Origin of the sequence: Acinetobacter sp. D009 (genome assembly GCF_038562025.1) — a bacterium.
Classification (GTDB): Bacteria; Pseudomonadota; Gammaproteobacteria; order Pseudomonadales; family Moraxellaceae; genus Acinetobacter; species Acinetobacter pittii.
This window is the reverse complement of record NZ_CP151886.1, coordinates 237,186-263,145: the sequence shown is the minus strand read 5'-3', so window position 1 is coordinate 263,145 and position 25,960 is coordinate 237,186. Positions and strand designations below refer to the sequence as shown.

Below are 25,960 nucleotides of genomic sequence, written 5' to 3'. Positions count from 1 at the left end.
AAAAAAGAGCCTGATTAGGCTCTTTTTTATTTTTGATTATCTTTAGTTTAATAACTTTTCTAAATCGATAACTTCATCCGCAATTTCCATCGCATAGGGCGAATGTGTAATCATGATTACAGATGGAACAACCTGCTGAATATATTCAAGTATATTTTTTGCAGTATCTACATCCAAGGCGGCAGTCGGTTCGTCTAGGATGATGAGCTGCGGGCGAGCTAAAAGACCTCGAAGAATGCAAATTCTTTGTTTCTCTCCTCCTGAAAAATTCTTATAAATTTCAGTTAAATCATCATCGAGCGTTAGTTGATGCTTTTTCAAAATATGTAATAGATTAAATTGATCAAGCATCTGAAGTAAGTAAGAATCCTCATATATGTGCGAGGAGTTATAAACTAAATTATCTCTAAGGGAATAAGGGAAAATAACTGGTTGCTGTGCAACGTAAGTAACCTCATCAAAAATATGCTTAGAGAAATTTTGGCTAATATCAATATTCTTATAGCAAAGCTGCCCTGATTGAATCTGGTACACGCCCATTAAATAATTCATCAGAGAAGTTTTGCCTAGACCTGTTTGACCAATCACGACATACGTTTTATTGGCTAATATTGTTAAATTAAAATGATCTACAGCTCTTTTCCCAAGTAAAAATTTAGCATTTATAAATTGAAAAAGAACGTTGGAGTCTTGAACGATAGAATGCGTATAATTTTCTTTATTGAGATCAAAGTATTTTCGATATTTTGCTAAGGCGACAAAGTTACCATTTAAACGCATCAAGCTTTGAGAAACCGCTAAAAATGGATTGGTGAGTTGAATAATATAAGTACTTATCAACACGAAAGCACCCGGTGTAAGCTGCTTTTCAGTTGAAAGAAATACGGTAAATAACATAAAAAAGAGTAAAAACAAAAAGATCAGGAACAATTGAGAAATCATCAATAGCCCTATTTTTTTATTCCTATCTTTAGCTGTTTTGATGAATGAGTCTAATGTGGTATTAAATTTTGACAATTGAAACGGTACTGAATTTTTTACTTTAATTTCATATGAATTTGAGATCTGATGTATCAAATGGCTATTTACCTGATTATCTTGTTGATACATCGAATCGAATAAAAAACTGCTTGTTTTATTTATATGAAAGGAAACTAAAAAAATAACGATAGCTACCAATAAAAAACTGATACTAAAAAGTAAGCTAATGGTTGTAAATAAAACGGCAAAAATCATAACCAATTGGAAAATGATTGGCCCCAAATGAAGCAATAACGTTAAATTAATCTCACCAAAAGCAGAACTTCCTCTCGCAAGATCACTGATGACTGTTCCAGCTTCAATTTGATCTTGTTCATCTTTTTTAAGATTTAAATAATTTTTTAACCCCGCAAAAATTAATGCTCCTTTGAAATCAACCATCAAATAAGCACTAAAAATATTTTTCGTCCAATTACATAACTCATTCGCTAACCATGCTGCAGCATAAGCGAGTACGATTAGATATAAGAAATTAAATGGAAGTCGAATATCTAGTGGAAAGTTATATGCCTGTGCAGAGTAATCAATAATAATTTTTAATAGGTATGGCAATAATGTCGTAAAGAATGCTGTAAACATTACTAATAAAAACATGAGAAACATACTACCTTTTTGCTTCTTATAATTTTCTTTAGAAACCTGCCATAAAAATTTATAGTTTTGAATATCTTGTGAACTTAATAAGAACTTCATTTCTGTATCTTTTTTCTATTAAAACGAGTTAAAAATAATTTCATTACACAAGAAATATCATAACTTGCCTTATTTATTCTTATTCATATTTTTTGTTTAAATTGAATTCACAGGTTTTTAAGATAGGTCATATGCATCATATATGTCTTCAATGAACTGCATAAATTTTAAAAACATACATTTTATTAAAAAGCTTAAATTCCAAATCAATACACCACATTACGAGTAAATTTAAGCACTTGGTTACCACTATTGATATAGGTATAAGTAACAGAACTTTCAAAAATAAAAGATGAACCAGCAGGAATTATTTTTTTGCTGTCTGTAAATTGTATGGTCAACTCACCTTCTAATACGTAAATAATTTCTTGCCATCCGTCTGCATCTGCTTCCGCAACGTAAGACTCTCCCACTGCCAAAGACCATATCCAAAGCTCAACTTGGGAACGAGATGGAACTGAAGCGAGCAAGGTTGCTTTACTTTCTTCATCTTCACCCTGCCAAGCGAGTGCATTTACTACAGTATGTTCTTTATGCTCAGGTGCACTCACAATCGTTTTAAAATCCACACCCAACACTGCTGCAATCGAATCGAGTTTGGCCAAACTAATATTGACCTGCCCTGTTTCCAAAGCAGCAATGGTTCGTCTACTCACACCTGCCTGATCTGCCAAATCTTGTTGACTCAAATCTCGCTCATCTCTTAATGAACGAATATTTGTGCCTACGTGCTGTAAAACGGTACTCGACTGGCTCATAGAATGGATTAGTAAGAAAATTTGAGCAATATATTGCACAAAATACAAGAATAGCGCAATATGTGCAGTATATTGCACAATTTAATTTAACTTGAGTATGTCACCAATTTCTCTGAGTTCAAGCAAAGCCCCACAGTTAGCCCTCATTTTGATTACGATCATTTGGGGAGGAACATTCCTTACTGTGCAGTATGCGCTGAATTTTGCATCACCTATGTTTTTTGTAGGCTGTCGTTTTGCTGTAGCAGCTCTTACTTTGCTTCTTATCTCATTAAAAAGTATGAAAGGTGTTACTTTAAAAGATTTAGGCGCTGGTAGCGCGATTGGTCTTGTGATTGCGGCAGGCTACGGCACCCAGACCATTGGCCTACAAACCATTCCGAGTAGTGAATCCGCTTTTTTAACGGCGCTATACGTTCCGCTTGTTCCTATTTTAATGTGGCTCATCTTTAGAAAAACTCCCCATATCATGACTTGGGTGGGAGCCGCTCTTGCCTTTGCTGGCCTTGTTTTATTGACGGGCAATGGTTTTGAACAAATTTCCTTAAGTTTTGGGCAGCTTTTAACAATCCTGAGTGCCTTTGCGATTGCTTTAGAAATTATTTTTATTAGCTACTTTGCTGGAAAGGTAAATTTACGCCGCGTCACAATCATTCAACTTGGTGTCGCTTCTCTACTTTCTTTCGCCATCATGCCTGTGGTGGGTGAACATACGATTCCAGCATTTTCATGGCCCCTAGTACTTATTGCTGTTGCATTAGGTTTAGCGAGTGCGCTCATTCAATTTGTAATGAACTGGGCTCAACGTGTGGTTGATCCTTCACGTGCTGCAATTATTTATGCAGGCGAACCTGTTTGGGCAGGAATTATTGGCCGAATTGCAGGTGAGCGTTTGCCAATGATTGCCCTTTTTGGCGGTGCTTTAGTAGTCTTAGGCGTTTTAGTCAGTGAGTTAAAAATTAAGTTACCAATTAAAAAAGCTAAAAGAATTCGAGAATAAAAAAAGAGAGCTTAACGCTCTCTTTTTTACTATCTATCATTTTTTCTTCAATAACCTACACGGTTGGTAGTACTCAACCGTCGGCATTGGGTCATAAAATGGATGGAGCAAAGTTTTCCATTCTTGATAAGCCTCAGACTTTCTAAACCCTTCTGTATGGTTTTCAATTTCATCCCAGAAAATCATTAAAATATAATGATGTGGGTCAGTTGCATGCTTAATCAGTTGGACCGCATTAAAGCCTTCCATTGGATAAACAATATGTTTAGCCTGCTCGAATGCTTCAAGAAATGCTTCACTTTGCCCAGACTTTATACTCAAATGTACATGTTCAATAATCATAATTTATTGATACATCGGACGGTTATCATTTAGCGCAATCAAACCACGAATTGCACGATATACAATCCAGATCCACGCAGCACCAATTACGCCCACACAGAATACGGTCGATGAGATTGCAACTCCTGCAAACAAGTCGGTATTTTCACCTGTAAAGAACAAGAAAATAAACGGCAAAAAGGCAATAATATTCCAAGCGAGATACCACCAGAATGTTCTGATTTGCCATGTAAAGTGGCTCGCGAAAATCGAGCCTTGTACATCAGAACGTTTTACGTAGTTAATAATTAAAGCAATAACCGCAAGTAAGCCGCCTGTAAAAATGGCAACAATATAAAGTACATATAAAATAAGTGTTAAAGTACGATTTGGATCTTGGTCGATAGAACTATTCATTTTTATACCTCTCAAGTTTATTAAAACGATTTACTTTTATGAGCCCCGCAATACGTTTAAGGGAGAAATTAGCCACAAAATCAAAAGTAAATGAAAGAATATGGTACAAAAATAAATCTTACGAAAGGGTTGTTTTTGTGTTTTATGTCTCAGTTTTTGTTGTGCCCACCATGCAGCTGGCCAACCTCCTAAAAAGCTAACAATGTGCAATGTTTGTTCAGGTACACGGCGATTACCCAATTGTGCGGCTTCTTTGTCTTGTGAATAGAGCCAATAACTTAAGGCATTCATCATTAAAACAAATAACAAGGTGTAGGCGGGCAAGATATGAATAAAGCTCATAATTCCCATTAAAACGAAATAAAACACGATCCCCATTTGCATTGCAGACCATGGACTGGCTTGAAAAGAAGATTCTGCTTTTACGGGCTTTGACGCTTTTCGGGTTTGAGATGCTTTTAAATAGGTGACCTGCTGAGCACGAAAACGGCCTCGTTCATCGAGAATCACCCGATATTCCAGTGCACATCCAATAATTGGCCGAGGTCCGGGGCGTGCAAAATCTTTGATATGCAAAAAGACTCGCTCTTTTTCAGCATCATCCGGCTGAATAAAGCCATAACCTTTTTCGTCGAACCATTCGACTAAACGCCCCTGATCTCGCATCTTTATTCCCTTTTATGCTTTTACATGACTTAAACGGTCTTGCATCATTGCTCGCATTTCTTGCGGGTCTTTTTGCAAAATGTCATCGCCGGTACGTCCTTCTTCTTTATTTTTTTGAGCAACTTGCAAACGCATTGACCAAAAACGGCACGCTGCCATTGCCAAGAATACATCTAAACATGCAAGTTCATCTGAAGTCAGCGCACGAACTTTTTGGTATGCCGCTAAGTAAGCTGCGACTTTGTCTGAGTTTAAATGCGCTGCTGGATATTCGGTACAAAAATCATTGATGGTAATCGCAATATCAAATAGCAATTCATCTTGATTTAACTCATAAAAATCTAGAATACCTTGTAATTGCTCACCTTCAAACAAAGTATTGTCGCGGAACAAATCAGAGTGAATAAAACCTGTTGGTCGATTTGAATACTGCGCTGTTTTCGCATTAAAAGCTTGATAGACCTGCTCAAGTAAAGTTTGGTCATCTTGAGTCATGCTTGGTTTCAGCTGCTCTGCAACACCTGTCCAGTATTGATGATCACGTCGATATTCACGCTCAAGTGGAAAATCTTGTAAAGCCACATGCAGTTTCGCCTGTGCATCTGCAATTGCTGCAACTTGCGCTACTGTCGTTTGCATGGGATGGTGACCCATTAAACGTGGTGCAATTTGTGCAGGCTTGTCTGCAATCACATGAACCGCTTGTCCGCTGTGTTTTAACGGCACGGCAACGGGTACATCATGAGTTCCCAATTGTTCAAGAACAGGAATGAGTTCGCCCGCCCCTTGTGCATCTAACTCTTCAAACACGGTAAGTACATACTGTTTGCGGTTTACATCAACCAAAAAATAATTGGTGTTTTGAATACCTCCCTGAATTGGGTTCAGCTCCAACACCTCTAATCCATAAGGTGCAGCAAAGGCGCGAACTTCATCTAAACTCAACGGGGTATAAACCGACATGGAAAACCTGCAAAAAACATCTGTGAAGTTTGATAGAATACCTCTTCCCTCCATGAAGGTGTAGCGCCTGTGTAGGAACTTTCACCAACGGCGATTATTTTTGGAAAAAGCTATGCTTGCTAAACGTATTATTCCTTGCCTAGACGTTGATAACGGACGCGTAGTTAAAGGCGTTCAATTCCTCGATATTCGTGATGCTGGCGACCCTGTTGAAGTGGCACGTCGCTATAACGAACAAGGTGCAGACGAAATTACTTTCTTAGACATTACCGCTACACATCATGGACGCGATACCACTTACCGTACTGTTGAACGTATGGCCGAGACTGTATTTGTGCCATTAACTGTCGGTGGTGGTGTACGTAAGGTTGAAGATATTCGTGCGTTATTAAATGCAGGTGCAGACAAAGTGAGTATTAACTCGGCTGCCGTATTTAACCCTGAATTTGTTCAAGAAGCTTCTCAGCACTTTGGCGCACAATGTATTGTGGTTGCGATTGATGCCAAAAAAACTGGCGACAACAAATGGGAAATCTTTACTCACGGTGGCCGTAAACCAACTGGTATTGATGCCATTGAATGGGCTGTAAAAATGGCTGACTACGGTGCGGGTGAGTTGCTGATTACCAGTATGGACGCCGATGGTACTAAAGCGGGTTATGATATTGCTTTAATGCGTGCCATTAATGACCGCGTGACTATTCCAACGATTGCCTCAGGCGGTGTAGGTAACTTACAACACCTTGCAGATGGTATTTTACAAGGTGGTGCCGATGCAGTATTGGCGGCAAGTATTTTCCACTTTGGTCAATATACGATTCCGGAAGCTAAACAATATTTGGCTGAACAAGGCATCGAAATGCGCTTGTAAGCTTAATCATAATTAAAGGGGCGACATGCCCCTTTATTTTTTATGCCGCACCATCTATTTCTTTCACTTCACTAAGAAGTTCTAGTTTTTCTTTTTTCTCGACCCATTTTGCTGGAAAGATTTTTTCTACAGCTTGAGTTAACGGTTTAGCAAATAAAGTAGGCAACCGAATACCCGAAGGGTTTTGTTCTTTTAAATCTGCTGAAGACACCACACGTGTTCCCATTACATAGTCAAACCAAGGTTTGGTCACACACCAATTGGCGTCTTGATTAGAGTTCATGTGGTGGTCGTAATGCCATGGAATTTTACGCTTTGCCCATTCAGGCTCTAAATGTGCACGGCGATGAATATAATAATAATTTCCAGCACTGTACCAAGCTGCGAGTGCCATGCCTTTTGAAAATGGATAGAAAATTGCGCTTGAAACGGTTGCCACCACAGCAAGCGAAATTAACTCATTTTTTGTTCGCCAGTTACCAACGCCCTCAACATAGCAATCATCATGAAATTGTTGTTTGCGGACTTCACGATGGTGTGCCCAATGAGATTCCATGCTTTTTGGTACTGGGCTATAGCGCGGTTTTCCGGCACGGTGTACACCATGCAATATATATTTATGCGCCACCCATTCAAATGCATTTGCAACCGCAATTCCTGCAATGAACCCTTTTAACATCACCTAACTCCTTTTTCTTTTTATTCAGAATATAAAATTCGTTATGCTAGGTATTGACCAGAATTTATGGTTTCATTGACAAATCACGACAAGAAAGAGGTGGTTAGGGATGCCACAACTAAAGAATTATACAGGCTCAGTGTATGGAGGGCTGGGACATCTATTAAAAGCTTATTGCGAAGCCAATCATTTAGCTATTCCAGAACAATTAGAACAAATTCAAAATCTGGAACGCTTTGACTACGTCGTTTGGCGTGATCTATTAGAAGTGATTTATAAACTAGACCCGAAGCCAGGTTTAGGGCTAGAAATTGCCAAATATGTGCAACCCAAACACTTAGGGATTATTGCTTACCTCGCGCTCTCTTGCGACAACTTAGGTGAAGCCTTAATTCGCTATCATGATTTTCACCGTCTGATTTATGACGGGAGCCCATTAGTGGTTGAGCTACAAGGGAGATATGGTTCTATTCGCTGGGAAGCGACTGAGCTACACCCTACCCAGCTTACCGATGAAATCGCGATTGCGTTGGTGATTCAGTTCTTACGTCTTTTTATGTCTCATGAAGACGTGCATTTACATGAAGTACGTTTCTTAAATGCTACCCCTAAAAATATCAGGGTCTATGAACAATACTTTCAATGTCCCGTTCGTTTTAGCCAGCCACGTACAGAGTTACTCATTCCAATTACAGAAATTAATAAGCCACTCAGCAGTGCCGACCACACTCTACAGCAGCTATTGGTTCAGCAAGCACAAGCGCTGTTAGAGCAATTACCAAATTCAACCCAACTTGATCAGCGTTTACAGCATTCAATTTTGACTGGGCTGCAAAAGAATCAATATCAAATTGAACATATTGCTGCTCAATTAGGCCTATCAGTTCGACAACTCCAACGACACTTACAACAACAAAACACCACCTTTCAGGAACGTGTTCAGCAAGTACGATTTATGCTCGCAACCGAGTATCTAAAAGACCCGCATTTAAGCTTACAAGAGATCGCACTTTTACTTTGTTATTCAGAACAAAGTGCCTTTCAAAGAGCATTTAAACATTGGACCAATCAAACACCCCAGCAATGGAGGGATCAATTTTTAGACAAAGAATAACCAACCAAAACTTACAAATCTTTTCTTGATTAAAACAACACTGAAAACAAAAATTTCATATAGTCACATGCTTAATTTTTTGTGACATATTTCACACTAATTAAAAAATACATCAATAGATGAGTAATCACAATGAATAAATATTTTGCTGAATTCTTAGGTACGTTTTGGCTAGTCTTTGGTGGTTGTGGTAGCGCAGTTTTAGCCGCAGCTTTCCCTGAACTTGGTATTGGCTTTGCAGGTGTAGCCCTTGCCTTTGGTTTAACCGTACTCACAGGTGCTTATGCTCTAGGGCATATCTCAGGTGGACATTTTAATCCCGCGGTAAGTGTTGGCCTTTGGGTCGGTGGCCGCTTCGATGTTAAAGATTTAATTCCCTATATCGTTGCTCAAGTGGTCGGTGCGACTGCTGCTGCATTTGTTCTCTATATTATTGCTCAAGGCCAAGCAGGCTTTAGCGGTGTTGGTGGTTTTGCTACCAACGGTTTTGGTGACTTATCACCAAACAAGTTTGGCTTAGGTTCTGCTTTCATTATTGAAGTGGTTCTTACAGCTTTCTTCTTAATCATTATTTTAGGTGCAACTGATCGCCGTGCACCTGCTGGCTTCGCTCCTATTGCGATTGGTTTGGGCTTAACACTCATTCACTTAATCAGTATTCCGGTGACGAACACTTCGGTAAACCCAGCACGTAGTACAGGTGTTGCATTCTTTGCTGAAACGGCTGCTTTAAGCCAGTTGTGGTTGTTCTGGGTGGCACCGATTTTAGGGGCTGTGATTGGTGCGATTATTTATAAGGTAGTAGCTGGAGATAAAGACTAACTTTACCTAGATGTAATCTACTATCGCGGAAGGTGACATGGATGTCACCTGTTGAGCAGGGGTACATGGATGTACCCTTTGATCAACAAAGCCTTTTGTTTACTTTTGGGCTTTCAAAAGTAAAAAATGTCTATACACATTCAATAAAATCTAACGTGGTATTAAAGACTGTATTACAACATGACCATATTAAATATTACGCATAACATGCATAAATTATAAAAACGGATTATTAATTTCTTGTTCAGCTGGACATTCAATTTTCTCAGGCAATTCTTCTTTTTCCAAAGCCGCAACCACTTCGTTTAAAAAGCTCTGTAAGGCTTTTGCTTGTTCTAACCCGACTTTGTCTTTGGTAATTTGCAAATTGCCGTAAATACTGATGCAATCGACATCATTTTCTAATGTTAAATCTTCAATTGATGAAGACTCTGTACCCTTTTCAAATGGTTTAAACATAGGTCTTATCTCGTTGTTATATCTTCACAGTGTAATACGATCAATTTAAAAAAAATCGATCAAAATTAAAAGAGCCGATAAAATTAAAAAAGCGCCCATCAAGATATTAAAATATTTCAAACGGTTGCCCTGATTGAGCACCACTGAAAATTTATCACCACAGAACCCCCAAAAGAACAAACACGCGTAGCAAGTGAAAAAATAAATAACGATAAAGATCGGCAACGACTGCGGGTTTTCAATGCTAGTAAACATGGTAATGCCTGACACACAAGCCAACCACGCTTTGGGATTCAGCCACTGTAATAAGAACCCATCTTTAAAATTAGGAATAATCATTTGCTCTACAGGAACACTGGAAATAGAAATATTTGCAGCAGAAAGAATAATTTTAATCCCGATATAACAAACAAATAGCGTTCCACAAACTGCGAGAACTTTTAGTACAACAGGAAACTGAATTAATAAACTCTGAAGACCAAATGCCATAAAAATTAAAAGCAAGGTAAAACCAATTGTGGCACCGGAGATATAGGGAAGCGATCTTTTTAAACCGTGATTTAAACTGGTCGATAAAATGACAGTATTTACTGGCCCTGGGGTTATAGACATTGCAAACGAAAAAAGAAACATCGAGGCAAACATTGTTATTGTCCTTATTAAAATAGAATCCATAGACAGATCTGTCTATGGATTCTATTTTAATCAATTACAGTGTTGCAATAACAATCAAAAAAAGCTGCTTATTTCATTATTTGCAAGAAATAGTTCACTAAGGCTTCTACCAATTGTTTCACAATCGCCTTTCTCGTTTCTTCGTCAATTGTTGGAACTTTTGCTTCCATTGGCTCCGAAGAACCAGTTTTTTGCTTTTTGAATTGGTCTTGTAGCGCTTGAATTTGGTCAGCGTTTAAGTCTTGCTCACACTGACTTTCACCATCCCAGTGTAAATAGTCTAGCTTTTGATTTGGCTTAACTTGGCTCGCTGTTAAAGGTAGACGATAGACATTACGCTTTTGTTGCTCGGTTAACTGCGGAAACAGGTTGACGCCTAAACGCTCCTCAAGGTAGCAAACACTCACAACCTTCACTTGTAGAGAGTTATTGTTAGGTGCGTAATAAGCACCGATTGCGCCAGTTTTTGGCATATACACCGCTTTATAAACTGCGGTTGGAACAATGACACCCTGCCCAATCGTCTTAAGACGTTTGCCTTCAAAAACAGGACCGGTCACCACATAAACATCTTGTTTTTGTTTAGTGGCAATAGCACGGGTCGCTTCTTCGAGCTTACGCCAGACTTCTTGGTTATTTTTAGGCGCTTGCGGCACCATGTTACTGAGCGAGAAACTATCAGATTGGGATTCTTTATTTGGCATATCACCATTTGGCGCCATATGCCCACGGTCATAGCCTGAACCGCGATAGTCACTTAACAGTGCCCGATGTCTTTGAGCAACACGGGTTTCTTCATGAAAATTATCTTCACGCTTAATTTTGGTACTCAAACGTTCTGCATTTAAATGCTCAGCCGACCACAACGGCGTTTTAGAAATGCCTGAATACAAAACGTTAAAGCCATTAAAGCATAGCGGATAGCTATCTTTTTTTAAGCTTTCTTTATTTAAAGCAGGTGGAACTTCACGATAGAACTGATTAAGACAAGTCGAGTTAGTCGTTAAAGGCGAAAACCACTGCGAAATCTTTTCACTACCAAAAGCAATCGCAAAACTTCCAGCCGCAATACAAGCAAGAATAATCTTGCCAAAATGCTGACTTATAGAGAATGAGTTTGTACCTTTACTACGTTTTTTACTTGCCATGTTTCTATCAATACCACTGTCCACACGCAGCTTAACAATCCTGCTTTTTTAAGTATATCTCTTATCTTTCAAATGGTTAAAACATGGTCATCTTTTTTGTAACTCCACTACCTATTACGTAACAATCTGTTGGAATTATGAGAGCCTTTGGCTATTGAATTGCGCCAATTGCGTATCTTTCGTTGAAAAACACTGATTGCTTATGACATGGTTAGCTCCACAAATTTGGATAAAAATATAATCGGAGTCCACTTAATGATCCATTCAAAGATTATTGGTATTGGCGTAATCACGGGATTATGTAGTATGGCCGCTTTGGCTGAGCCAGCAGTCCAGCCAGGAGATACTTTAGAAAGTTTGTCTAAAGTAAAAGTAACCACAACCGTAAATGGCCAACCAGGCTCTATTAGCGATTTAGTCAATAGCGGACAAGTACAGCAAGTTTCTGCTGCACCAACAAATGCAGCGCCTACAGGTGCTCCTATTCCGGCAGACGTTCCACCAGCACCTCCAGCAGGTGGTGAAATGGCGCCACCAGCAGCACCAACTGATGCAGTACCACCTGCACCGAACCAAGCGCCTCCAGCGCCACAAGATCCGAACACTCCACCGCCTCCGGCAGATCCAAGTCAGTCGGCAGACCCGATGGCAAAAGACGGTGCTTTACCAGCAGATGCACCTATGCAACAAGCTCAATAATCAGAGCCATAAAAAAAACCAAGACTTATGTCTTGGTTTTTTTATTACATCAATTTTTATATTTCGATTTGACTACCTAACTCAACCACACGGTTGGTTGGAATCTGGTAGAAGTCACTCACCGGACTGGTATTACGCTGCATAGAGATAAACAGTTTTTCTCTCCATGGAGACATACCATCGCCCACCGAATGAACAATACGATCACGGGAAATGAAGAAGCTGATGTGCATCAAGTCATATTCAAGACCGAGCTGTTCATAGGCTTGCATCAATGCTTTTGGTACATTCATTTCATCTTTAAAACCGTAGAAGATTTTAATACGGAAGAAATGTTCAGCTAAAGTTTCTGTCGTAATACGTTCTTCTGGCGCAACGAACGGTACATCTTCAATCACTACCGTCACCAAGATATTACGCTGATGCAGCACTTTGTTGTGCTTAATGTTATGCAGCATGGCATGTGGCACAACGTTCGGTGTACCTGTCATAAAGACTGCATCACCCGGCACCCAGTGCACGCTATTACCAATACTTTTCACAAACAGATCTAGAGCCAAAGTGTCATGTTCAAGCTTAGCAAAAGTAAGCTCACGACCACGTTTCCATGTCATTAAAATGGTCACGGCAATCGCACCAATGAGTAATGGCACCCAACCACCTGACAAGATTTTAAGTGAAGTGGCACCGACTAATACCGACTCTAAAACAAAGAATGGAATAATCAGAAGAAGCACTTTTGGCAAGCTCCACTTCCAAGCCGAGTAAATAAATACCGCAACCAAAATCGTGTCACAGAGCATGGTCAAGGTCACAGCTAAGCCATACGCACTTGCCAAGTTTGAACTGCTTTTGAAGATCAAGATTAGGATAATAATTGCGATTAAAAGTAACCAGTTTAAGAAAGGAATATAAATCTGGCCTTCTTCAGACTCAGAAGTATGTTTAATACTTAAACGTGGTAAATAACCCAATTGAATCGCTTGGCGTGCAAGAGAAAACACCCCAGAAATTACAGCTTGAGAGGCAATTACCGTTGCCATGGTCGCCATAATAATCATTGGGTAAAGTGCCCATTGCGGAACCAATAAATAGAACGGGTTTTCAATTGCCGCTGGGTCTCTAAGCAATAATGCGCCCTGTCCTGCGTAGTTTAAAACCAAACACGGCAACACTACAAAGAACCATGCCATACGAATTGGCACTGGTCCGAAATGTCCCATATCGGCATAAAGTGCTTCACCACCAGTTACCGTTAACACTACAGCACCCATCACAAAGAATGTCATGATTGGGTGGTGATAGATAAACTGAATGGCCCAGTGCGGACTAAACATGCCTAACACCACAGGGGTCTGAATGACGCTATGAAGACCTAATAATCCTAAAGATAAGAACCATACCATCGTGATTGGGCCAAAAAACTTACCGACAAAGGCCGTACCGTGTTTTTGTACTAAAAACAAAGAAATGATAATGGTAATCGCAATCGGCATGATGAACGGGTCAAACACATCGGTGGCAATAGACAGGCCTTCGACAGCCGACAATACCGAAATGGCTGGGGTAATAATACCATCACCAAAAAACAGCGATGCACCGATAAAACCAATGGCAATCATGTAGATTTTTTTGTTGTCGGCAATTTTGGCTTTACGTAAGTTCAATGCGAGTAAGGCCATGATCCCGCCTTCGCCGTTGTTGTCTGCACGCATGACAATCGCGACATACTTGATGCTGATGATCAGCATTAAGCACCAAAAAATAATAGATAAAATTCCTAATACGTTTTCAGGCTGAATTCCCAACCCATGCGCTGCATGGAAGGACTCTTTCAAGGCATAGAGCGGACTTGTTCCGATGTCTCCAAAGACCACTCCAAGAGCTGCCAAAGCCGTGGCAGGCAAGGTCGCTTTTTTGGCCGTATTTTGCATTGTGTAATTAAACCAATATGATTTTTAGCGCAATCTTATCACCTCTATTATTTTTTTTCTGTAATGCTCGTCTTAAATCTTGGCAGGACTCGTTTTTTTAGTTACTATCGCACGCCTTGGTGAGGTGTCCGAGTGGCTTAAGGAGCACGCCTGGAAAGTGTGTATACGTTTGCGCGTATCGAGGGTTCGAATCCCTCTCTCACCGCCAGAATTCAAAAAAGACCTAAATCGTTTTGATTTAGGTCTTTTTTATTGGCTAATTGTTTTATTATCCCAATTAAGCCCCACTACCTAACTCAGTAACGAGCCAATTAGATTTTGGATCTTTTTTTACAACAGTTACAAACACGATATAGGTTCCCGCAGGGTTACCAGCAAGATCTGCATGTACTGTTTTTATCTTTATGGTAAGTGAAATCATTTTATAAAATTGTTGATAGTAATCAGGTCTATTTTTTGCCGAGTCGTAACGAACTTTTAGCACTTCTAAAACTTTTGAGTCTTTATAAATTTGGGATATTTCAGCATTTCGAATATTTAAGTTCTCGCCTGACCAAACATATTTGTATGCTGTAGCTGAGTCTTCATTAGAAAGTGAATTAAAAAAGGAAATAGCAACTCGACTTGCCTGTTCTTTTTCAACATTAGTCTTTTTCTCGTATGCCTCAAGGACTGCAAATAAACATAATCCAGCAAGAAGTAATCCGATAGTTATAAAGATTCTAGGCTTTAGCATTTGGTTTCCTTGGGAGAATACGTTTGGACTTCACATTCCACCCGTTTCCATACCGCTCCATCTTTTAAATCCGCTTTTTGAAATTCATATAAGCCCATAAAACGGTACATAGCCCGACTACTCAAATTATCTTTAACTCTTGCAAAGACAATTCTTTTCTGTGGACCATTTTTCCACTCTTCTAATTTTTTAAGTGTAATAGTTTCATCTGTCGACTTTTCAGTAATCGTTAAGCCATCAGGCGATATAGTATTAATCCAATCCTTATTTTCATAAAGTCTAGGAAACCAAATTAAGGTATCTTTTTTATATGGATGAAGTGCTCCACCTCTCTGATAATTTTTATAGTTATAACCAAAGCAATTACAGACATCTTTTGTTGTTTTTAATACTACATTGTCAGCTAGGCTGATGCGTCCTAAATTAATATAAGTTTGAGGGTTATATTCTGTTTCTATATTCCATTCTTTAAAAGTAGAAGCCTCTATTAGCTTATTCTTTGCAGTCTTTATTTCTTCTATAATTTTATCAATTTGTTGATGGATGCTCTCTAAATTTTGAGGTTGACCTTCCTGATTTTTAAAAACATTTACCCTAAAAATTTTATGTCCAGTAATACTAATAATATCTTCTTCTCTCATAGCGTCACTTTCTGTTTGAGAGATACTATAAAGAGGCTCATCTATTTGGTTGAGTGAATACTCCATTTTATTATTTTTTAAAAAGTGATGCCCCTCATCAACTTCGACATGAATACCAAGTTGAGGAAAATATAAATCAGTTAAAGCAATTTTCTTATTTGATAATCTAACAAACTGTTGAGTGACAAATTTTAAAGTAAAGTCGTTGAGTAAATGAATAATTCGACTAACTACATATGCTTCATAACGTTTATTTTTAGTCCGCCCTAATTGCCGAATGACGTAATCTGTTAAATCTGAACTAAACATAATTGAATTTTTAATAATCTATAAGTGAAGCTGTAATTTTACTCCTCTAAATTTTTCTTGTCGCTTAATTGAAAAAATAATTATTATTTAAATCATAATGATACCTTACATTAAAACTATCTATTTGTAAGGAAAGGCCCAAATCCTCACTTTTAGGCCTCCTCCTCTTAAAACTTACTTAGACAACGCGAATAACTTCTGAACATACTGAACCGCATTATTTTCTATATCTTGGTGCGTCGGAATATCATCATCTTCTGAAGGGTTTGTGTCTAAACCATAAAATGCATGAAGTGGTTGATAGTCCGCTCCAATATATAAAGCTGTTAGCTTAAATGGAGTAAAAATCTGCTCTAAAGAAAGCTTGTATTCACCATACTCTGAATAAACTTTTTCTTTTACACCAGCAGACACAGCCAACATAAACTTCTTATTTTTAAGCTTGTCACCTGTTGAACCGTACGCCCAACCATAGGTCAAAACCTCATCAAGCCATTGTTTCAGAAGCGGTGGGCAGTTAAACCAATACACTGGAAATTGAAAAACTAAATTTTCGTGTTCTTCTACCAATGCTTGCTCTTTGGCAACATCAATTACGCCATCTGGATAGGCTTGATAAATTTGATGAACCGTAAATTGGTCTGGGTGTTTTTCTAATTCCTCTACCCATCTTTTATTTACAACAGACTGGTCTATGTGAGGGTGAGTAACAATGACTAATGTCTTTTTCATTATGAAAACACTCTTATCGGAAAGTAGATAAATCGATTATAGAAGTGTGCTTTCCTAAATATAAGTACGGTAATTTATGTTATATACTATACTAAAAGATAGTATAGATTTTAAAAATGACTGAATGCGTTCCATCACATACGCCATTAGAAGAGACAGGTTTCGGCTACACCCTTTCTTTAATTAATGGCAAATATAAAATGATTATTATGTATTGGCTGTATGAAAAAAATGTCATGCGTTTTAACGAGATGCAACGCTGCATTGGTAATATTTCGTTTAGAACACTCAGTAATACTCTTAAAGAATTGGAAAGAGATGGGCTGATTACTCGCAAGGAATATCCTCAAATTCCGCCAAAAGTTGAGTATCGACTTTCAGAAAGAGGACAGTCTTTAATTCCGTTGTTAGATATGATGTGCCAATGGGGCGAGCGGAATATGAATTCTTAGTTTTATAGAGTTGAAGTGATACTCAATATGAGAAATGAATTAAAAGAAATTTTTATTAAGGGATGCGACGATAAAATTGAAAAGAAAGGAGACAATGTCGGTCTGTCTTTTTACGCTTTTTTTAAAAATAAGAATGATAACCCTGAGCTACTAATGGAAGCAGCGCATTGGTGGATTATGGAGCATAAGCTAGATCACTTTGAGAAGGCGGTTAAGATTAAAGAATTGGTTTTGAGTGAACAATAAAAGTTAGAGGAAAAGACTATCCAGAAAGAGGATAGTCTTTGATTTCTTATAAATCATCTTAGTTTCGATAAAAATAGAATATCTGAATTAATAACTTAAATATAAAATAATTCAATTATCTCTGATAAACTATAAAATATTAACTTTATGATATTAATAAATATGAAATTTTCAACCTGTATATTTTTAATAGTTTTACTTTGTGGGTGTGGTTTTAAGCCTCAGTTTAGACCAACTAAGATGTATTCAGGAAATGAAAATAAAAATGAATCTGATTTTTCACTAATTTATATAGATTGGATGGAAACAGCACAAACATATAAAAAAGTAGGACAAACCGAGATTACTGAAATAAACAATATAAAAGTAGTTGAAAGAGTACCAACCTTCGGTAGTAAATATATGCTTCAAGTATTACCAGGAGAACAAAATATCACTACTTCTATATTAATTATTAAAGGTTATGTACCAAATATGAATCTCCTTAGAGTAGAAGAGATAACCTTTAAATTACCTCAGTTTAATACTGAGCCGAATAAAATTTATGTCCTATGTCCTCTAAAAGGTAAAGATATAGGGTTTAACGTAAAAATATATCCATATACTCGTCAAGAAATCTTAAAGAATAAAGGGATGACTGATTTCTTAATACGTCCATGTAGAACAATGGATAAGCTTTCCCTTCAATAATCATTTAGTTTCAATTTTAAGATGAATCTTTTACTAAAAGGAGGCCCAACTCCCGTCGGGCCTTTCCCCCATCAAACTCGATTTAAAAAATACTCAAGCAAAGCATCTCTTTCATCGGTGTTATTGGTTCCCGAAAGCTGAACCATGGCTCCATCAATCACAAATAAAAACATGTGTGCATCTTCAACTGTAGCAGTCGCTTTTACAGTTAAAAGAAATTTATGAATTTCTTTAATGAACCAGTTCCGATAGTCAATCACGAGTTTATAAGCTGTTGGATAGATCTTTTCAATTTCAAAAATGGCTTTAAATGGCAACCTATAAAAGCCATCTAAGTTCGCATGTAAGAGGTAAATTTTCTTTAGTTTATCGAATGCCATGAGTTCGCGGTACGAATGAATAATTGAAAACACCTCATGTTTCAATGCATCTATTTGAAAAGTTAAGCTCATCTGAATGAGCCTTTCTTTGGAGTGAAAATAGTTATAAAAAGTGGCTTTGGGGATTTTGGCTTCCTCAATAATTCGATCGATCCCGATGTAAAACCCATGTTGATTAAATAAATCTTTTGCCGCGTGAAGCACGCGTAATGCTCTAAATGATGCTTCTAAATTTGGCATTTTTATACCGTTTAAAATAATTTTTTGTTGTATGTAAAAGAGATAGAAATGCCGTCGCTCTTAAATTGAGCGTTAAATACAGGCATGCAAAAGCCGCACAAAAATGGTGTGCTCGCCTATCTCAGGTTTTATTGTTGCTATGATTTTTTAGTCGTAATGACCTATGGCTTAAAACCTAGAGTCGATTAAACCGTTTTAAAGACCAGTTGGGTATGGACGTAAAGACTTTGGCAAAGGTTGCCAATGAGATAGATAAAATAGTACGCATATGACGGATTCCTGTACAAATAAGAATTCTGCCAATCTCTGCTAAAAGATGGTGGCAGAACGAAGGGGGGTTAGCAGACTGGGTACAGAACCAGCACACCCGAAGGTGTCCCCCCTCCGCCCTACCATAACGTAACGTCAGGGAGACGAGTGGAATACAAGCAGATTCCATCCTCAGAAGGATTAAATCTGATGCACTGTACCGCGGTCTGCTAAAACCGGCTGGCAATGTGGCCAGCAGGCAAAGGATAATCCGCGAGTTTTTGAGTGTCAATGTAAGGTTGAATAGAAATTGGTTAAATAATTATTGTTGTTTATTCAATTAGATATTTAAGCTAAAAAGACCTTCAACTTAAATTTAACGATGTCATGATAATAAAAATATAGGATAGTGAATTATGATTGAGTTCATGATTTGAATAGGTAATTAATAATGATAATAAAGGGACCTCCCACCAGTTCAGAAGAATACCAACTTATCTTTCAATGGCTTGATGAACGGTCCAATTATTCTATTGGGGCGATGGCCTTTCTTGCTCAAACACAAGCTACCAATGCAGAGTGGCAACTCTTGCGGTTGTATAACTCACAAAACGCCGAGCAACTGCTAGGAGTCGCGGTCATCGTTGCTGGTGGCACCTGTTTCTGGGTTCCGTCAGAGACCTCTTCATCTGGGGCATTACTCTGTACATCAATTTTAGAGCTTCAGCCGCGTCGGATTGTAACCACCGCCATCGGGCGAGACTTATTACATGTCGAGATAAAACAAAAAGGACGTATTTTACGAGAGTATGATCAATGGATCATGATTTGCTCACACCAATTTTCTGAAGCTCAAGGGCGCTTGGCTGAACTTTCGGATATTGCCCGTCTTAATGAATATCAACATCTATACAATAAAGAGCGATCCGTAAATGAAACACCTGATTGGGCATCTCTAATTCAACAAGAAAAAATTATTGTGCTTGAATTAGACGAACAAATCGTTTCAATTGTGCGTTTAGGCATAGAAACTGATCGTCTGGTTTCTATTGGCGGCACATATACTTTCCCTACTTATCGCCGAAAAGGTTTTGCCGAACGCATCTTAAAATTTGCAGTTAATCGGATTGTTGCAAATGGACGGATTGCCCACTTAATTGTTGACGTTGATAACACCCCAGCGGTTACGCTTTACCGCCAAATGGGCTTCGAATGTGTAGAGTCTTCTTACATTGCTTACCCAGAGTATTTATAAAAAATTATTCATTTTCAAAACTGCTTAAATGTACTGATTGATCACGCTATAAATAAAAGCTACAGTAAATAAAGTTTGAATTTTATAACTTTAAATAAATTGATAACGCATGCAGGCAAAGACATGGAAACCATACATGATTTTTATCGCCGCTTTTCTTTAACCAGAGATAGCGATTACTCGGTTCCATCGACGTCGTTTGGACATTTTAACGTGTTCCAACGCGATGCCTGCTCGTTTCTCACGCCTTATAGCCGCCGTGATTATTATAAAATTTCACTGGTTTTAGGCACAGGCGAACTTCACTACGCTAACCGCTGGATACGAGTCGACCGCCCTGCTTTACTGTTTTCAAACCCGATGGTGCCCTATGCATGGGAAATTAATTCGCCTGAACAGGCAGGCTGGTTTTGTCTATTTACCGAAGAGTTTGTAAACCAAGAGTCGCGACAAAGCTTTTTAAAAGACTCACCGCTGTTTAAAGTCGACGGCGACCCGCTGTATTTTTTAAATGACCAACAAGTTGAAGAAATTTCATTTATTTTCAAAAAGATGATGACTGAAATAAATTCAGACTATATTCATAAATACAACGTTTTAAGAAACTATTTGCACCTACTTGTGCATGAAGCCATGAAAATGCAACCGACCCAACAGTTTGAAAAACATAGCAATGCTGCGGTGCGCATTTGCCATTTATTCTTTGAGTTGTTAGAGCGTCAGTTCCCCATCGACTCGCCCCATTTTCAGCTGAAACTCAAAACTGCGAATGACTTTGCCTATGGCTTGTCTGTGCATGTGAACCATTTAAACCGAGCTGTAAAAGAAGCCACAGGTAAAACCACGTCTGAGCATATTAGCTCGCGTATTACGCAAGAAGCCAAAGCGCTGCTACAGCACACCAGTTGGAATATTTCCGAAATTGCTTATAGTTTAGGCTTTGAATATTCAGCATATTTCACCAACTTCTTTAAGAAAAATACCGGATTTTCACCTAAAAAATTCCGCGAAGACTGTGTGGCCTAAAAACAGATTGTTTGAATTTTATAATTATTGGTTTGAATGTTATACGTCAGTTTGAGCCAAAGCATTTTATAGTTTTTCTACTCAAGTGATTTTGCAAAAAGAGTGTGAAAAATGAAATATAGAGCTTTAGGACAAACAGGCGAAAAAGTATCAGCACTTGGTTTAGGTTGCATGGGAATGAGCTTTGCCTATGGTGCCTCAGACGACACACAAAGCATTGCAACTTTAGAAAAGGCATTAGACCTCGGCATTAACTTTTGGGACACCGCCGACATGTACGGCAACGGCGCAAACGAAGTTTTGCTCTCAAAAGTTTTAGAAAAACATCGCGGCAAAGTGTTCTTGGCGACCAAATTTGGCTTCCGCTATAAAGAAGATAACCTCAACCCCCAAAACTCTTTAGAGTCTTATATCGACGGTTCTCCAGAGTGGATTAAAGTTGCGGTCGAAAACAGTTTAAGACGCTTAAATACAGACGTGATTGATTTGTATTATGCGCACCGCATTGACCCGAATGTTCCAGTTGAAGACACGATTGGTGCAATGGCGGACTTGGTCAAACAAGGTAAAGTTCGTTATTTAGGACTCAGTGAAGCATCGGCTGAAACCATTCGTAAAGCGCATGCGATTCATCCGATTGCAGCGGTTCAACATGAATATTCGTTGCTTACCCGTGAGTTTGAGCAAACCCATTTGCAAACCATTCGCGAGTTAGGCATTAGCCTTGTGCCGTATTCACCGCTGTCACGTGGTTTAATCACCAATACGCTTGATGTGGGTAGCCTAGACGAAAACGATTTCCGTCGTCAGTTGCCACGCTATCAAGGCGATAACTGGAAAAATAACCAAAGTTTAGCGCAGGCATTTAGCGAATTTGCCCAAAGCAAAAACGCGACAGCGGCTCAACTGGCTTTGGCTTGGATTTTGGCGCAAGGTGATGACATTATGCCAATTCCGGGTACGCGTAAAATTGAGCGACTTGTGGAAAATGCCGGTGCTGTAGACCTTCATTTAACAGCGGCAGACTTGGCGGAAATTGAAGCGATTATCGCGAGATATCCAAACATGGGCGCACGCTATAACGCTCAGCAACTTGCTGCGGTCAATCATTAAAATATAAGCCATAAAAAAGTCCGACTTAGTGTCGGACTTTTTAGTTTAGTCTTTGCTATATGTGCCTTGCTGGCGTCCACCTTCCCAGATCGCATCTAAGGATTTATCCGAAATCGTTAAGCTCTCAGGGAAAATACTTAAATCCTTTTTAAATTTGGCTTCGGGTTTTAAGCCAATACAGTCACCGTTTTTCCACCATGTGCCTTCAGCATATTGATCTAAAGCACCAACAGCGAGCATCCATTGAAACTTGCCGTTTGGTTGAAGTAAAAGTTCCGAACCAACTTCCATCACGCCATTTAAATAATAGTGCCCACTCCAAGCCTCGTCAGCTTTTTGGAATTTCACTTCTTTGCATGTGCTAGTTGGCTCTGCATAAATGTGAGCAGAAAAAATAACCGTTGAAAGAAGTAGTAGAGGCACAAATATATTTTTCATTATTTAGTTCCTAAAAAATTAATCTTATGATTTTTCGCTACTCATATTTTTTAATTTATTGCAGTATGGGCTATACAGCTATCCTATATATGAATAAAGCAAACCAGCTATACCAATACATAAAAGAATGATAAAGGCTATATTCTGTGTCTCAGACTTGTTTTTACGTTTTTTACCGTATAGCCCAACAATTACTGCAATTATAATTATTAAGATACTAGCGAGCATTACAAAGCCCATCATAATGCCATGGCCGATATTTGCCGAACTTAACATGTAAGTTTCCTTTTTTAAATCTGAGAAAAGAACAGTAGGGAATTTACTATTTTCCAGACTCAACTTTTAAATACGTTCCATCGGCATAAACGTTATGTCCAAAGCCACAGCCCGACTCGCCTTCGCTTTGTTTAACTTGAATATAATTTCCTAATTTTGCGTTAGATTTAAAATCGAGCTGAATACGACAGTCTTCATTTTTATAAACCGTTTGCTTCTTATTAGTCGGCATTTTAGTGTCAAACTCACCCATATTTGGGCCATAAATTAAGCTTCTAAGTCCCATATATAAACCGGCATAGCTGATTGCATATTGGCCCTGCTTACGACTTACCGTGATGTGATCCCACTCACCAAAACCTGAGTAGCGCACATATTCGCCTGACAAATCATTTGATGCTTTAGGTTGAGGTAACTGCTTAAGATTAAACTGGCTCGATTTTGATTTTTCATCGAGCATAAACCATGATCTTGCCCAAAGTGGCTGACCCAATTTTGCGTAGGCTAAGCCCACGTTATTGTTGGCAACTTCAATATCACGGTCAGTAAATTTAACTGTGTTTTCATCTTCATTGGCTTTACAAAATGCAGTCCAAGAGGCTTGATTCTGGAAATTTTCGAGCGCTTTTTTATATTGTTTTTGGTCGTAGAATTTCTTACCTAAACTCGCGTATTGCTTCACTTTATTACAGCTTTGTTGTAGCTCTTGTTCATAAGAAAACTCTGCATGCGTGACCGCCAAAGCTGAAAGTGTAAGAACCGCGCAGCCTGTAATAATTGATTTAATCATTTTTAAAATTCTTTAATAATTAACTAATTATATAATATGAGCTGGCGCTCTAAATCACAATTATTTGAAACAAAAGTCTATAGAATGCCTTTAGTCTTAAATAAAAATTTATTAAATCAATTCAAAATAAATCATTGAAAATATTAGGCGTTAATTGGTTATTTTTGTTGAATATTCATCCAAAAAATATTGTAGACTGCATGCGTAAAACTTAGGAAGAATTATAAGAGTGAATAATCTAATTATTGGAAGCCTATTTGCGCTTTGTGCAGCTGCACTCAATGCCTCTATTGGTGTAATTAGTAAATTACTCATGCATAGTGGTTTAAACCCACAAGACATTGCCTTTTTAAAAACCATTATCGCCTTTTTCTTTTTAAGTGTATTTTTATTTAAAGTGCCTGTTAGCCAAAAGATTGCTTTTATTAGCAGCACGCCAAGTAAAATCAGCATTTTTGCTCAAATTGCCATATGTGCTTTTTTAGGGATTTTCTCTTTATTCTTTTTCGAAACCATTGCCTATAACCACGGTGCTGCGGCTAATGTGGTAGTGGTACTCATGGCTTCGGCTGCCATCTCTGCCCTATTTTTTGGTCGATTCATTTTAAAAGAAAGCATCTACATTCATTCTCTTATTGGAACATTATTGGCGGTTGCGGGGATTAGTATTATTTCATGGAAAGGTGAAAATAGCCTTTTAATGCTGATCAATGCTTCTATTGCAGGCACGGGTTATGGCTTATTTTCGGTTTTAGTAAAAAAGTTCAAATTAAACGGCGGGCTGTTTCTCACTAAATACTTACTGCTGTTTGGTAGCGTTTATCTTGCAGTTCCATTTTTAATTAATTTTCACAGCATTAATTTTAATAGTGACATTGTTTTAGGCTTAGTTGGTTTAGCTGTGCTGCCGACCATACTCGGCTTTTTCTGCACCACCAAAGCATTGTCTTATATGAGTGCGGCCAAGGTACAGGTGACCGAGCTTTCTGAACCGATTTTCGCAGCGCTTATGGCTTGGGTTTTCATTCATGAACAGCCGACTTTATCGTTTTTATATGGCGCGATTTTTATTATTTTAGGCATCTTTTTAATGAACAGAACGCCAAAATCAAACTAGCCGATTTCATCTATTTCGTTGGCATGGTGACAAGCCACTTGCACCACACTGGCAAAATTAATTGCCATTTGCGAAGGGTTATGTTTTTTATAAGCAAGCCCTAAACCCACCATAGGTACAGGTGCTTTTAAAGACCGATAAGCCACACCCTGTATTTGCAATTGTTTAGTCGACTCAGGAACCAAAGACACCCCTAAATTTGCAGACACCAACGATAAAATGGACACAATTTGCGGGGCATTTTGTCCAATTTTCGGTTCAAAACCACGCTCATGACAGGCTTGTTTAATCGCATCAAAAAGCCCTGCACTAATGGATGGTGGCGAGACAATAAAATCAAGCTCTCGGAGTGCCGTTAAATCAATTTCTGGTGATGCATCGTCGAGTTGAAAAGACTCTGAAGGTAAAGCCGCAATGAGTGGTTCTGCTAATAATTCTTGAAGAATGAGACTATCTGGAATGTTGCGTGGTGAGCGAATAATCGCGACATCTAAGCGGTCTTCAAGCAATAAATCGATGAGTAGTAAGGTGTTGGCTTCTTCAAGTTTTAAATTCACTTTCGGGTATTGCTGCTGGAAATAGCGAACACATTTAGGAATGAGAGGGTTCAGCATTGAAGTGCCAGTAAAACCTAATCGTAGTTGACCCACTTCGCCATTTGCCACTTGTTTAACTAAGCTCGCTGCATCTTCTACACGCTGCTGTACTGGCTGAATTGCATTTAAAAAGGCAAGCCCCGCTTCGGTCAGCTCTACCCCATGAGGTGATCGAATAAATAAATCTGCACCTAGCTCTTCTTCTAAGTCTCGTATTTGCATGCTTAAAGGCGGCTGGCTCATGTTTAAGCGTTGCGCAGCTTTGGTAAAGTTTTTTTCTTCTGCTACCGCTAAAAAGTAGCGTATATGTCTGAGTTCCATCGCTATATACAAAACATATCATGACCCATTGTTAAATATATTAGAAAAATACCACTCAAATTGCTAATTTTAATTTATCGAATTTTCTCGATG

Annotated in this window: 32 protein-coding genes and 1 tRNA gene; 14 read left to right on the top strand and 19 right to left on the bottom strand. The window is 38.5% G+C overall.

Annotated elements, in window-relative coordinates; all coding sequences use genetic code 11:
* Window positions 1-42 precede the first annotated feature (42 nt).
* Window positions 43-1,734, bottom strand: a complete 1,692-nt coding sequence (locus tag AAC388_RS01235) for an ABC transporter ATP-binding protein (RefSeq protein WP_342371104.1) — start codon at window positions 1,732-1,734, stop codon at window positions 43-45.
* Between the two features lie 206 nt (window positions 1,735-1,940).
* The gene (locus AAC388_RS01230; protein WP_342371551.1) at window positions 1,941-2,492 is read right to left on the bottom strand and encodes an XRE family transcriptional regulator; all 552 of its coding nucleotides are present in this window, start codon (window positions 2,490-2,492) and stop codon (window positions 1,941-1,943) included.
* A 97-nt stretch (window positions 2,493-2,589) separates the two neighbouring features.
* Here AAC388_RS01230 and AAC388_RS01225 point away from each other — a divergent pair, with 97 nt between their 5' ends.
* Window positions 2,590-3,492, top strand: a complete 903-nt coding sequence (locus AAC388_RS01225; protein ID WP_342371103.1) for a DMT family transporter — start codon at window positions 2,590-2,592, stop codon at window positions 3,490-3,492.
* A 36-nt stretch (window positions 3,493-3,528) separates the two neighbouring features.
* Here AAC388_RS01225 and AAC388_RS01220 read toward each other — a convergent pair whose 3' ends face one another.
* From AAC388_RS01220 to AAC388_RS01205, 4 genes are read right to left on the bottom strand one after another with little or no spacing between them, the layout of a single operon-like run.
* Window positions 3,529-3,834 (bottom strand): antibiotic biosynthesis monooxygenase, encoded by a 306-nt coding sequence (locus AAC388_RS01220; protein WP_005078526.1) that lies wholly within the window; start codon window positions 3,832-3,834, stop codon window positions 3,529-3,531.
* 3 nt (window positions 3,835-3,837) lie between these two features.
* Window positions 3,838-4,230, bottom strand: a complete 393-nt coding sequence (locus AAC388_RS01215; RefSeq protein ID WP_005300857.1) for a membrane protein — start codon at window positions 4,228-4,230, stop codon at window positions 3,838-3,840.
* 36 nt (window positions 4,231-4,266) lie between these two features.
* Window positions 4,267-4,896, bottom strand: a complete 630-nt coding sequence (locus tag AAC388_RS01210) for a DUF1294 domain-containing protein (protein WP_014207865.1) — start codon at window positions 4,894-4,896, stop codon at window positions 4,267-4,269.
* 12 nt (window positions 4,897-4,908) lie between these two features.
* On the bottom strand, window positions 4,909-5,859 hold the full coding sequence (locus AAC388_RS01205) for a homoserine kinase (RefSeq protein ID WP_342371102.1): 951 nt from the start codon (window positions 5,857-5,859) through the stop codon (window positions 4,909-4,911).
* Window positions 5,860-5,971: 112 nt separating this feature from the next.
* Here AAC388_RS01205 and hisF point away from each other — a divergent pair, with 112 nt between their 5' ends.
* Window positions 5,972-6,730 carry an imidazole glycerol phosphate synthase subunit HisF gene (gene hisF / locus AAC388_RS01200; protein ID WP_000880078.1) on the top strand — a complete coding sequence of 253 codons (759 nt, stop codon included), beginning with the start codon at window positions 5,972-5,974 and terminating at the stop codon, window positions 6,728-6,730.
* A 40-nt stretch (window positions 6,731-6,770) separates the two neighbouring features.
* On the opposite strand, the gene AAC388_RS01195 is transcribed toward hisF, so the two are convergent.
* The gene (locus AAC388_RS01195; protein WP_126645679.1) at window positions 6,771-7,409 is read right to left on the bottom strand and encodes a hypothetical protein; all 639 of its coding nucleotides are present in this window, start codon (window positions 7,407-7,409) and stop codon (window positions 6,771-6,773) included.
* A 109-nt stretch (window positions 7,410-7,518) separates the two neighbouring features.
* Here AAC388_RS01195 and AAC388_RS01190 point away from each other — a divergent pair, with 109 nt between their 5' ends.
* The 3 genes from AAC388_RS01190 (at window position 7,519) to AAC388_RS01180 (ending at window position 9,551) form a co-directional block, all read left to right on the top strand.
* Entirely contained in the window at window positions 7,519-8,523 is a 1,005-nt protein-coding gene (locus AAC388_RS01190) for an AraC family transcriptional regulator ligand-binding domain-containing protein (RefSeq protein WP_342371101.1), read from the top strand.
* A 132-nt stretch (window positions 8,524-8,655) separates the two neighbouring features.
* On the top strand, window positions 8,656-9,345 hold the full coding sequence (gene aqpZ / locus AAC388_RS01185) for an aquaporin Z (protein WP_001045987.1): 690 nt from the start codon (window positions 8,656-8,658) through the stop codon (window positions 9,343-9,345).
* A 41-nt stretch (window positions 9,346-9,386) separates the two neighbouring features.
* Window positions 9,387-9,551 (top strand): hypothetical protein, encoded by a 165-nt coding sequence (locus tag AAC388_RS01180; RefSeq protein WP_206260548.1) that lies wholly within the window; start codon window positions 9,387-9,389, stop codon window positions 9,549-9,551.
* Between the two features lie 10 nt (window positions 9,552-9,561).
* On the opposite strand, the gene AAC388_RS01175 is transcribed toward AAC388_RS01180, so the two are convergent.
* The 3 genes from AAC388_RS01175 to AAC388_RS01165 form a co-directional block, all read right to left on the bottom strand.
* Window positions 9,562-9,804 carry a hypothetical protein gene (locus tag AAC388_RS01175; protein ID WP_342371100.1) on the bottom strand — a complete coding sequence of 81 codons (243 nt, stop codon included), beginning with the start codon at window positions 9,802-9,804 and terminating at the stop codon, window positions 9,562-9,564.
* A 45-nt stretch (window positions 9,805-9,849) separates the two neighbouring features.
* Window positions 9,850-10,449 carry a LysE family translocator gene (locus AAC388_RS01170; protein ID WP_342371550.1) on the bottom strand — a complete coding sequence of 200 codons (600 nt, stop codon included), beginning with the start codon at window positions 10,447-10,449 and terminating at the stop codon, window positions 9,850-9,852.
* 98 nt (window positions 10,450-10,547) lie between these two features.
* Window positions 10,548-11,627 carry a DNA/RNA non-specific endonuclease gene (locus AAC388_RS01165; RefSeq protein WP_005804493.1) on the bottom strand — a complete coding sequence of 360 codons (1,080 nt, stop codon included), beginning with the start codon at window positions 11,625-11,627 and terminating at the stop codon, window positions 10,548-10,550.
* Window positions 11,628-11,882: 255 nt separating this feature from the next.
* On the opposite strand from AAC388_RS01165, the gene AAC388_RS01160 reads away from it, so the two are divergent.
* Window positions 11,883-12,326 carry a hypothetical protein gene (locus AAC388_RS01160; protein WP_005066985.1) on the top strand — a complete coding sequence of 148 codons (444 nt, stop codon included), beginning with the start codon at window positions 11,883-11,885 and terminating at the stop codon, window positions 12,324-12,326.
* A 56-nt stretch (window positions 12,327-12,382) separates the two neighbouring features.
* On the opposite strand, the gene AAC388_RS01155 is transcribed toward AAC388_RS01160, so the two are convergent.
* Window positions 12,383-14,260 carry a potassium transporter Kup gene (locus tag AAC388_RS01155; protein ID WP_002117080.1) on the bottom strand — a complete coding sequence of 626 codons (1,878 nt, stop codon included), beginning with the start codon at window positions 14,258-14,260 and terminating at the stop codon, window positions 12,383-12,385.
* A 118-nt stretch (window positions 14,261-14,378) separates the two neighbouring features.
* On the opposite strand from AAC388_RS01155, the gene AAC388_RS01150 reads away from it, so the two are divergent.
* Window positions 14,379-14,468: transfer RNA gene (locus AAC388_RS01150), tRNA-Ser, on the top strand.
* A gap of 69 nt (window positions 14,469-14,537) precedes the next feature.
* Here AAC388_RS01150 and AAC388_RS01145 read toward each other — a convergent pair.
* From AAC388_RS01145 to AAC388_RS01135, 3 genes are all read right to left on the bottom strand, one after another.
* Window positions 14,538-14,996 (bottom strand): hypothetical protein, encoded by a 459-nt coding sequence (locus AAC388_RS01145; RefSeq protein ID WP_342371099.1) that lies wholly within the window; start codon window positions 14,994-14,996, stop codon window positions 14,538-14,540.
* Window positions 14,990-15,946: an AbaSI family restriction endonuclease gene (locus AAC388_RS01140; RefSeq protein WP_342371098.1), complete on the bottom strand. Its 957-nt coding sequence runs from the start codon at window positions 15,944-15,946 to the stop codon at window positions 14,990-14,992. Before AAC388_RS01140 ends, AAC388_RS01145 begins: the two co-directional genes overlap by 7 nt.
* 174 nt (window positions 15,947-16,120) lie before the next feature.
* Window positions 16,121-16,678 carry an NAD(P)H-dependent oxidoreductase gene (locus AAC388_RS01135; protein WP_342371097.1) on the bottom strand — a complete coding sequence of 186 codons (558 nt, stop codon included), beginning with the start codon at window positions 16,676-16,678 and terminating at the stop codon, window positions 16,121-16,123.
* Window positions 16,679-16,794: 116 nt separating this feature from the next.
* Here AAC388_RS01135 and AAC388_RS01130 point away from each other — a divergent pair, with 116 nt between their 5' ends.
* From AAC388_RS01130 to AAC388_RS01120, 3 genes are all read left to right on the top strand, one after another.
* Entirely contained in the window at window positions 16,795-17,130 is a 336-nt protein-coding gene (locus AAC388_RS01130) for a helix-turn-helix domain-containing protein (RefSeq protein WP_174725879.1), read from the top strand.
* Window positions 17,131-17,157: 27 nt separating this feature from the next.
* The gene (locus AAC388_RS01125) at window positions 17,158-17,376 is read left to right on the top strand and encodes a DUF6500 family protein (protein WP_276124404.1); all 219 of its coding nucleotides are present in this window, start codon (window positions 17,158-17,160) and stop codon (window positions 17,374-17,376) included.
* Between the two features lie 162 nt (window positions 17,377-17,538).
* On the top strand, window positions 17,539-18,066 hold the full coding sequence (locus AAC388_RS01120) for a hypothetical protein (protein WP_206258592.1): 528 nt from the start codon (window positions 17,539-17,541) through the stop codon (window positions 18,064-18,066).
* 71 nt (window positions 18,067-18,137) lie between these two features.
* Here the strand turns inward: AAC388_RS01120 and AAC388_RS01115 are convergent, their stop codons facing one another.
* Complete coding sequence (locus AAC388_RS01115; RefSeq protein WP_342371096.1) at window positions 18,138-18,686, bottom strand: TetR/AcrR family transcriptional regulator; 549 nt, start codon at window positions 18,684-18,686, stop codon at window positions 18,138-18,140.
* 700 nt (window positions 18,687-19,386) lie between these two features.
* On the opposite strand from AAC388_RS01115, the gene AAC388_RS01110 reads away from it, so the two are divergent.
* The 3 genes from AAC388_RS01110 (at window position 19,387) to AAC388_RS01100 (ending at window position 22,329) form a co-directional block, all read left to right on the top strand.
* The gene (locus AAC388_RS01110) at window positions 19,387-20,190 is read left to right on the top strand and encodes a GNAT family N-acetyltransferase (RefSeq protein WP_342371095.1); all 804 of its coding nucleotides are present in this window, start codon (window positions 19,387-19,389) and stop codon (window positions 20,188-20,190) included.
* Window positions 20,191-20,313: 123 nt separating this feature from the next.
* A complete protein-coding gene (locus AAC388_RS01105; protein WP_342371094.1) occupies window positions 20,314-21,216 on the top strand; it encodes a helix-turn-helix transcriptional regulator in 903 nt (300 codons plus the stop codon).
* Window positions 21,217-21,327: 111 nt separating this feature from the next.
* Entirely contained in the window at window positions 21,328-22,329 is a 1,002-nt protein-coding gene (locus AAC388_RS01100; protein WP_342371093.1) for an aldo/keto reductase, read from the top strand.
* Window positions 22,330-22,374: 45 nt separating this feature from the next.
* Here the strand turns inward: AAC388_RS01100 and AAC388_RS01095 are convergent, their stop codons facing one another.
* From AAC388_RS01095 to AAC388_RS01085, 3 genes are all read right to left on the bottom strand, one after another.
* Window positions 22,375-22,767 (bottom strand): hypothetical protein, encoded by a 393-nt coding sequence (locus tag AAC388_RS01095; RefSeq protein ID WP_342371092.1) that lies wholly within the window; start codon window positions 22,765-22,767, stop codon window positions 22,375-22,377.
* Window positions 22,768-22,845: 78 nt separating this feature from the next.
* A complete protein-coding gene (locus AAC388_RS01090; RefSeq protein WP_017481779.1) occupies window positions 22,846-23,043 on the bottom strand; it encodes a hypothetical protein in 198 nt (65 codons plus the stop codon).
* A gap of 46 nt (window positions 23,044-23,089) precedes the next feature.
* Entirely contained in the window at window positions 23,090-23,833 is a 744-nt protein-coding gene (locus AAC388_RS01085; RefSeq protein ID WP_167562919.1) for a hypothetical protein, read from the bottom strand.
* 229 nt (window positions 23,834-24,062) lie between these two features.
* Between AAC388_RS01085 and AAC388_RS01080 the strand changes: the two genes are divergently transcribed.
* Window positions 24,063-24,950 carry a DMT family transporter gene (locus AAC388_RS01080; RefSeq protein ID WP_342371091.1) on the top strand — a complete coding sequence of 296 codons (888 nt, stop codon included), beginning with the start codon at window positions 24,063-24,065 and terminating at the stop codon, window positions 24,948-24,950.
* Here the strand turns inward: AAC388_RS01080 and AAC388_RS01075 are convergent.
* Window positions 24,947-25,867: a LysR family transcriptional regulator gene (locus tag AAC388_RS01075; RefSeq protein ID WP_329760139.1), complete on the bottom strand. Its 921-nt coding sequence runs from the start codon at window positions 25,865-25,867 to the stop codon at window positions 24,947-24,949. The two genes, AAC388_RS01080 and AAC388_RS01075, sit on opposite strands and share 4 nt — an antisense overlap.
* Window positions 25,868-25,960 lie beyond the last annotated feature (93 nt).